Raw genomic sequence first — 2421 nt, 5'->3', positions numbered from 1 at the left:
ACGCAGGTCAAGTGTCCGACGGCGCCTGTTGGAGACTGCGGCCTGGCTGACGACGCCACTGTTGCCCGATGACTACCTCGGACTGGTCAATCCGTTATGGTCGACCCGGGAGCTGCGTGGCCGGGTCAAGGCCGTACAGGCAGAAACCAGAAACGCGACGACCCTCGTGATTCGTCCTGGCCCGGGCTGGAGGGGGCATCGGGCGGGTCAGTACGTCCGGATCGGGGTCGACATCGACGGCGTACGGCACTGGCGCAGCTACTCGCTCTCCTCGGCACCGGAACGCGCGGACGGGTACATCACGATCACGGTCAAGGCGGTGCCGGAGGGAGTTGTCTCCTCATACCTGGCACGCCGGGCCACACCGGGCATGACCGTCCGCCTGGCCCAGCCGGAGGGCGACTTCGTTCTGCCGCGGACGCTCCTCGGGTCACGGCTGCTGTTCCTCACCGCCGGCAGTGGGATCACGCCGGTGATGGGGATGCTGCGCAGCCTCGCCGCACGCGGCGAGATGCCGGACGTGGTTCTGGTGCACTCCGCGCCCACACGTGACGAGGTCATCTTCGGCGTCGAGCTGCGGCAGATGGCAGTACGGTTCCCGAGCCTGCGACTGTTCGAGCGCCACACGCGCGTGGGCTGCACCGGTTCGCGCGGCCGGTTCACAACGGCGGAGCTGCCTGTGATCTGCCCCGACTGGTACGCACGGGAAGTCTGGGCCTGCGGACCCCCTGAGATGCTCGACGACGCCGAGGAGCACTGGCGACAGGCCGGGATCGCGAACCGGCTGCACCTTGAGCATTTCCGTCCCGCGGTGGTCTCGGGTGGAGGCGCCGGTGGACGGGTCCGCTTCGCCAGGAGCAGGCGGGAGGCAGACGCCGACGGCGGCACACCGCTGCTGGCCGTCGGTGAGGACGCGGGTGTCCTCGTCCCGAGCGGCTGCCGGATGGGCATCTGTTACAGCTGCGTGGCACGGCTGGCGTCGGGTCGTGTACGGGATCTGCGCACCGGAAGGGAGCACGGCGACGAGGGAGAACTTATCCAGATGTGCGTGTCGGCCGCGGCCGGCGATGTCGAGATCGACCTGTAGCGACCGAAGGCGGCGCGATCGTGGCTCTTCTCGCGCCGCCGGTGGCCCGAGGAGACCGGGGGCAGAAGTGATGACGACGATCGCGCGTCTCAGCGAGGGTGACATCGAGGAGTTCGGCCATGAGCTGGACCGGATCCGCGACGAGGTGATCGCGAGCCGGGGCGAGGACGATGCGCGCTACATCCGCCGGGTGATCGCGATCCAGCGGAGCCTGGAGGCGGGTGGCCGAACTGTACTGTTCGCCTCCCTCCTACCACCGGCCTGGGCGGCGGGCACCGCGATGCTGGCCACCGCCAAAATCCTGGATAACATGGAAATCGGTCATAACGTACTGCACGGGCAGTGGGACTGGATGCGCGATCCCGAGATCCACTCCACCACCTGGGAGTGGGACTCGGCCAGCCCCGCCGAGCAGTGGAAGCACTCGCACAACTACGTGCACCACACCTATACCAACGTTCTCGGCAAGGACCGCGACATCGGCTTCAGCGCCATGCGGGTCGTCCCGGAGCAGCCGTGGCATCCGATCTACCTCGCCCAGCCGCTCTACAACGCGGTACTTGCGGTGTTCTTCGAGTGGGGAATCGCGATCTACGACGCCGAGATCGAACGGGCGTTGCGCGGTGAGAAGAGCTGGGACGAGGTGTTGGGGCAGCTGCGGGGCGTCTGGCGCAAAGCGCGACGCCAGATAATCAAGGACTATGTAGCATTCCCATTGCTCGCCGGACCCGCCTTTGTGCCCGTACTGCTCGGCAACCTCACGGCCAACGCGGCCCGTAACATCTGGGCGCATATGATTATCTTTTGCGGCCATTTCCCCGACGGGACCGAGGTCTTCACCGAGCAGCAGATCGAGGGGGAGACCCGCGGCGAGTGGTACCGGCGGCAGCTGCTGGGCTCGGCCAACATCGACGGCGGCCCGCTGCTCCACATCATGAGCGGCAACCTGAGCTTCCAGATCGAGCATCACCTGTTCCCCGACCTGCCGAGCAATCGGTACGCCGAGGTTGCGCCGCGGGTGCGTGCTCTGTGTGAACGGTTCGGGCTTGCCTACACCACCGGGCCACTGATGCGCCAAAGCACACGCGTGTGGAAGCGCATCTTCCGACTGGCGCTCCCCGGGCCGACGCCACGATCCGCGGACGCGGCCTCGTCGCGGCCCGAGCCCGTGTCCGCCGCGCCTGACCGTGGCTGGAAGCCCGTACCCACGCCGCGCCGCCGCGTAGGCAGTCCCGCCGACCACACGAGGGTTCAGGAGCACGCCATCAGGTGAGCCGGTGAACGGGGTCCGACGGTAAGCACCGAAGCGCCATTGGATGATCTTAAAGCTCTGA

The 2421-nt window shown here is 67.3% G+C and carries 2 protein-coding genes; both read left to right on the top strand.

The window, feature by feature from the left end:
- A partial coding sequence (locus DD1DGNOD_RS20795; protein WP_430827845.1) for a ferredoxin reductase occupies positions 1-1087 on the top strand: 1087 nt, incomplete at its 5' end.
- A 70-nt stretch (positions 1088-1157) separates the two neighbouring features.
- Positions 1158-2360: a fatty acid desaturase family protein gene (locus DD1DGNOD_RS20790; RefSeq protein WP_131770880.1), complete on the top strand. Its 1203-nt coding sequence runs from the start codon at positions 1158-1160 to the stop codon at positions 2358-2360.
- Positions 2361-2421 lie beyond the last annotated feature (61 nt).

This window comes from Candidatus Protofrankia californiensis (assembly GCF_900634765.1).
In the GTDB taxonomy this organism is placed as follows: Bacteria; Actinomycetota; Actinomycetes; order Frankiales; family Frankiaceae; genus Protofrankia; species Protofrankia californiensis.
The sequence above is the reverse complement of the archived record's forward strand: the minus strand, read 5'-3'. Positions and strand labels throughout refer to the sequence as shown.

Coding starts and splice junctions, on each gene's coding strand:
- DD1DGNOD_RS20790 (WP_131770880.1), top strand. CDS start 1,158: ATGACGACGATCGCGCGTCTCAGCGAGGGTGACATCGAGGAGTTCGGC.